This window comes from Streptacidiphilus anmyonensis, assembly GCF_000787855.1.
GTDB classification, from domain to species: domain Bacteria; phylum Actinomycetota; class Actinomycetes; order Streptomycetales; family Streptomycetaceae; genus Streptacidiphilus; species Streptacidiphilus anmyonensis.
On the sequence record NZ_BBPQ01000097.1, the window covers coordinates 2,524 to 7,951 of the forward strand.

At 73.0% G+C, this 5,428-nt stretch carries 4 protein-coding genes; 3 read left to right on the plus strand and 1 reads right to left on the minus strand.

Translation table 11 applies throughout. The features are described 5' to 3' along the window. The 3 genes from TR50_RS39225 to TR50_RS39235 all read left to right on the plus strand — a co-directional run. Positions 1–900 (plus strand): carbohydrate ABC transporter permease (locus TR50_RS39225; RefSeq protein WP_084701769.1); only part of this gene is annotated, 900 nt, incomplete at its 5' end. A 68-nt stretch (positions 901–968) separates the two neighbouring features. Further along, complete coding sequence (locus TR50_RS39230) at positions 969–1,835, plus strand: carbohydrate ABC transporter permease (RefSeq protein WP_042434253.1); 867 nt, start codon at positions 969–971, stop codon at positions 1,833–1,835. Between the two features lie 11 nt (positions 1,836–1,846). After that, positions 1,847–3,853, plus strand: coding sequence for a hypothetical protein (locus tag TR50_RS39235; RefSeq protein ID WP_042434213.1), 2,007 nt, complete (start codon positions 1,847–1,849; stop codon positions 3,851–3,853). Between the two features lie 90 nt (positions 3,854–3,943). Here the strand turns inward: TR50_RS39235 and TR50_RS39240 are convergent, their stop codons facing one another. Beyond that, entirely contained in the window at positions 3,944–5,227 is a 1,284-nt protein-coding gene (locus tag TR50_RS39240) for an ROK family transcriptional regulator (protein WP_201776933.1), read from the minus strand. Between the last annotated feature and the right edge of the window lie 201 nt (positions 5,228–5,428).

Below are 5,428 nucleotides of genomic sequence, written 5' to 3' on the forward strand. Positions count from 1 at the left end.
CCCGCCCGCCCCTCCCACGTGCGCCGCCGCACCCGGACCGCGGCGCTGTTCCTCGCGCCGTTCCTGCTGCTCTTCGCCGCCATGTACCTGGCCCCGATCGGCTACACGCTCTACCAGAGCCTGTTCCGGATGCACCGCGACGGGCTCGGCCTCACCGCGCCCACGCAGGTCTTCGCCGGGCTCGCGAACTACACCACCGCGCTGGCCGATCCGGCCTTCCGCGGCTCGCTGCTGCGGGTGCTGCTGATCGGCGTCGTGCAGGTGCCGGTGATGCTCGGGCTGGCGCTCGGGCTGGCCCTGCTGCTGGACGCGAAGTCCACGCTGTTCAAGCGGTTCTTCCGGCTGGCCTTCTTCCTGCCCTACGCGCTGCCCGGCGTGGTCGGCGCCATCATGTGGTCCTACCTGGTCGCGCCGGGCCTCAGCCCGATCACCGCCGCCGCCCACCACCTGGGGCTGCACCTGGACCTGACCTCGAACAGCATGCTGGCCCCGACCATCGGCAACATGCTGACCTGGGGCTGGACCGGCTACAACATGCTGATCATCTACTCCGCGCTCCAGGCCGTCCCGGCCGAGCTCGGCGAGGCCGCCACCATGGACGGCTGCTCGGCGTGGGGCATCGCCTGGCGCATCAAGATCCCGCTGGTGCGCCCGGCCCTCGTGCTCACCACCGTCTTCTCCATCATCGGCACCGCGCAGCTCTACAACGAACCCGCCATCCTGCACAACGTCGCACCGAACCTGAGCAGCACGTACACGCCCATCTACGCCGCCTACGACGCGGTCAACGCGAACAACTTCAACGCCGCCGCCGCGGAGTCGGTGATCCTGGCGCTGCTGGCGTTCGTCCTCTCCTTCGGCTTCCTGAGGATCGTCCAGCGCCGTGGAGCCGCCCTGTGAGCCGCAACTCCGCCCCGCAGCTCGACCGTCCGGCGCGCCAGGCCGCACCGTCGACGGCGGCACGCCGCATGTCCGCCGGCCCCCGGACCCGCGCCCCGTTCGACGTCTCGCGCTGGATCGTGCTCGGCGTCCTCGTCATCGCGTCGGTGTACTTCCTCGCGCCGGTGTGGTGGCTGCTGGTCTCCTCCACCAAGAACAGCTCCGACCTGTTCACCGGCAACGCCTTCTGGTTCGGGCACTTCGCGCTCTTCGACAACGTGCGCACCCTCTTCTCCGAGCAGGGCGGCGTCTACTCGACCTGGCTGCTCAACAGCGCCCTGTACGCCGTCGGCGGCGCGACGGTCAGCACGCTGATCTCCGCCCTCGCCGGCTACGCCCTCGCCAAGTACCCGTTCCGGGGCCGGGAGTTCACCTTCAACACGGTGCTCGCGGCGGTGCTCGTGCCGCAGCCGCTGCTCGCCGTCCCGCTGTACCTGATGTTCTCCCAGGTGCACCTGGTCAACACCTACTGGGCCGTGCTGCTGCCCAGCATGGTCAGCCCCTTCGGCGTCTACCTGGCCCGCATCTACGCCGGCGCCTCGGTGCCCGACGAACTCCTGGAGGCCGGGCGCATCGACGGCGCGGGAGAGCTGCGGATCTTCTTCACCATCTCGATGCGGGTGATGGCCCCGGCACTGGTGACCGTGTTCCTGTTCCAGTTCACCGCGATCTGGACCAACTACCTCCTGCCGGTGCTCATGCTCGCCAACGACCGGCTCCAGCCGGTCACCGAGGGAATCGTCGGCTGGCAGGCGCAGCGCGCCATCGGCCCCAGCGCCGTGCCCTACAACATCGTCATCACCGCGGCCATGGTCTCCGCGATCCCCCTCGTCGTCCTGTTCCTGTCCCTTCAGCGCTACTGGCGTTCCGGCCTGACCGCCGGCAGCGTCAAGTGAGGAGTGCCCGCGTGCCCGCCCGGTACCACCTGCGGTTCCAGCTCCACCCCGGCCCGCACCTGCACGACCGCACCACGGAACTGGTCAAGTTCTGCGGCGAGGCCGGCGTGGAGGAGGTCGTGCTGCTGCTCGGAGCCGAGGAGCTCTACGCCGGCCACCCGGCGGGCTCGGACGAGGACCGCTGGTTCGAGACGGCCGCCGCGGCGGCCCGGCGACTGCGCGAGGCCGGGCTGGGGGTGAGTCTCAACCCGTGGGTCACCGCCGGCCACGCCGACCGCGGCCGCGCGGACCGGCTCGGCTTCACGCCGATGGTGGGGCCCGACGGCGCGGTCGCCACCGCGCAGGCGTCCTTCGCCTGCCCACGCTGGCGCGCCTGGATCACCTCCCACTACGCCCGCTTCGCCACCCTCGGCTTCCGGGTGCTGTGGTTGGAGGACGACTTCCGCTACCACAACCACGCCCCGCTGACCTGGGGCGGCGGCTTCGAACAGCCCATGCTGGACCGGCTCTCCGCCCTGGTCGGCGAGCCCGTGACGCGCGAGCGGGTCGTCGCGGCCGTCACCGCCCCCGGCACCCCGCACCCGTGGCGGGCCCTGCTGCAACAGGTCTGGCGGACCGCTCAGTTGGAGGTCGCGGAGCAGATCGCCGCAGCGGTGGCGGAGAGCTCCGGGGGGCGCTCCCGGCTGGGCCTGATGAGCTCCGAGATCGGCGTCGCCTCCGTCGAGGGCCGGGACTGGGCCGCGCTGTTCCAGGCGCTGTCCGTCGAGGGCGAGGTCGCCCACCGCCCGCACTTCGCCCGCTACAGCGACGCACCCGGCCGCGAACTGTCCTTCTCCCTGTGGACGTTGGAGGTCCAGCGCGCCCTGCGTCCGCGCTGGGCCAGCAGCGAGCCGGAGATCGAGAACTGGCCGCACACGGCCTGGTCCAAGTCCGACACCCAGACCTGGTCCGAGCTCGTGGCCGCCGGGCTCGCGGGTTCGGACGCGATGTTCCTGAACGTCCACCCGATGCAGTCCGGCCACGCCCAGCGCTTCCCCGACATCGCCGAGATGCTGCGGCGCTCCCGTCCGGCCCTCGACTGGATCGCCGACCGGCAGCCCGAGCAGCTGGAGACATTCGGCGTCGGCCTGCCCGTGCGACCGGAGGCCGCCGCGCACGTGCGCACCCGGGGCGGCGGCGATCTGGGGCACTTGGCCGTCGACGCCGGCCCGGCGGCCGACTTCCTGCTGCGCTACGGCGTCCCCGTGACCGCCGGACCGGCCCCGGTGCGGGTCCTGTTCGGCCAGCAGGCCTGGGCGTTCGACGACGCCGAGGTGCGGGAACTGCTCAGCGGCGGGCTCCTGTTGGACGGCGTGGCCGCCGACATCCTGGTCCGGCGCGGCTTCGGCGAGCTGATCGGCCTCGTGTCGGCGGAGCTCGTCGCCCGCGAGGACGCCGCCGCCGCACCGGGCCCCTACGCGCTGGAACACGTGCTGCCGGTCCCGGGCGGGGCGGAGGACGGGACGGACCTCTACCTGAGCGTCAACAACCAACCCGCGCTGGCCCGGTTGCAGCCGACGGCCGAAGCCGAGGTCTGGACCCGTGTTCTGACGCCCCGCCGGCAGCCATGGGGGGTCGGCCGATCCGTCGTCCGCAACGCCCTCGGCGGCCGGGTCGCGGTGCTCGCCGCCACCGCGCCGGAGCTGCTCCCCTACGACGACGACGGCCAGCGGCTGCTGCACGCCACGGTCCGGTTCCTCGAGGCGGACCACCCGGCGCTGCCCCTGGTCAGCGGCGGCCCCCACCTGCTCCCGCACCTGACCCGCGCCGGGGACCGCTGGAGCCTGACGGTGGCCAACGGCAGTGCCGACCCGGCCCGCCCGCGGGTCCAGCTGCCCCGGGTGCCGGAGGACGTCGCGTCCTTCCGCCTCGTCCCCCTGGCCGCGCCGGAGCGTGCGACGTCCACCTGGGACGGCCGTCACCTGCACGCCGACCAGGACCTGCCGCACCGTGGCTGGCTGCGCGTCGAGTGGCAGTGAGTCGAGGGCAGTGAGTCGGAGCGCGTGAAGGCTCCGGCCGCCGAGGGGGCGGCCGGAGCCTTCACGCGCGCACGGCCGGGCCGGCCGGCCTCAACCGGCGGCCTGCAGCCCCTGCATGATGGCGATCGGGTCCTGGTAGACCGCGTCCAGCGAGAGATAGGCCCCGCCACGGGCGGGAGCGGTGAACCCCAGCTCCGAGGGCACCAGTTCGCACCCGCCCGCGTTCGGCGCGATGACCGTCTCGTGGACGTAGTCCCGGATCGCCGGCAGCAGGTAGTCGCCGAAGACGGCGAAGTGGCCGCCCAGCACCAGCAGTCGGGGATTCAGGATGTCCACCAGCAGGGCGACCCCGCTGCGCAGCGCATCCCCCAGGCGCTGCACCGCGGCGAGCGTGCGCGGGTCCCCGTCGTCGGCCCGCCGCCGCAGCTCCCGCAAGCGGCTCTCGAGGTCGGTCGAGGGGTCGTGCACCACGTCGTCGGGGTCCGCGGCGAGCCGCAGCAGCGCGGCGAGACCGACGGCGGTCTCCCAACAGCCGCGGCGGCCGCAGGGGCAGGGCTGCTCGGGGTCCCCGAGCGGCAGGTGGCCGACCTCGCCCGCGAACCCGGCGTTGCCGCGCAGGAGTTTGCCGCTCGCGATGATGCCCGCGCCGACGCCGGTGGCGCCCGTCAGATAGACGAGGTCGCGCACGCCGGGAGTGGCCGCGGTGACGAACTCCGCGATGGCGCCGAGTTTGGCGTCGTTCTCCAGGTGGATCTCGGGCGCCGCCGCGCCCAGCCCGCGGCGCAGGCCGTCCACGGCCGAGACCTCGCGCCAGCCGATGTTGGAGGCGTAGCTGACCACACCGGGCTCCGGGTCGATGACGCCGGGCGCGGCGAGGGTGACCCCGACGGTGCGGACCCCCTGCCTGCCCAGTTCCTCGATGGTCTCCGAGACCAGGCCGGCCACGGTGCCCAGCACCTCCTCGGGCGGCGTCGCGGCGACCTTCACCGAGAGCCGCCGCTGGGCGACCACGTCGCCGGGCAGGTTCAGCGCGGTCACGCTCACGTAGTCGACGTTGATCTCGGCGCCGATGCCGCACAGCGAGCGGCCGTCCAACTCGACCACGTGCCCCGGCCGACCGATCGCCCCCTCGCGTTCCGCCTCGCCCTCCCGAACCAGGCCGCCCTCCACCAGCTCGGCGATCAGGTTGGTGACGGTCGCCTTCGGCAGCCCGGTGTCGGCGGCGATCCGCGCGCGGGAGCGACCGCCCTCGCCGTGCAGCAGGTTCAGGATCAGGCTGAGGTTCGCCCGTCGCGTCGAGGAGCGGTCCTTCGCGCCGGGCGGCCCGGCCATCGCCAGCTCGCGCGGGTAGGACTCAGTCCGCTTGGTTGCCACGGCTGTTGCTCCCCCTTCGGTGGTGGCTCCCCGCTCCGGAGGAGGACTCTAGTAGCGTTGGCTCGGAGCTATTTCATTCCAACAATAGCCGAACTAATGCCACCTGGTCGCGTGCCCCCAAGGCCCCGCTGGAGCCGGCCTGCCGGCCCAGGCCAGGTCGAGTCGGGGCCACCTGCGCAGGGAAGCCCGGCAGGCCACCCG

Excerpts from the sequence above, each read along its gene's own strand:
- TR50_RS39230 (WP_042434253.1), top strand. The coding sequence starts at position 969 with ATGTCCGCCGGCCCCCGGACCCGCGCCCCGTTCGACGTCTCGCGCTGG.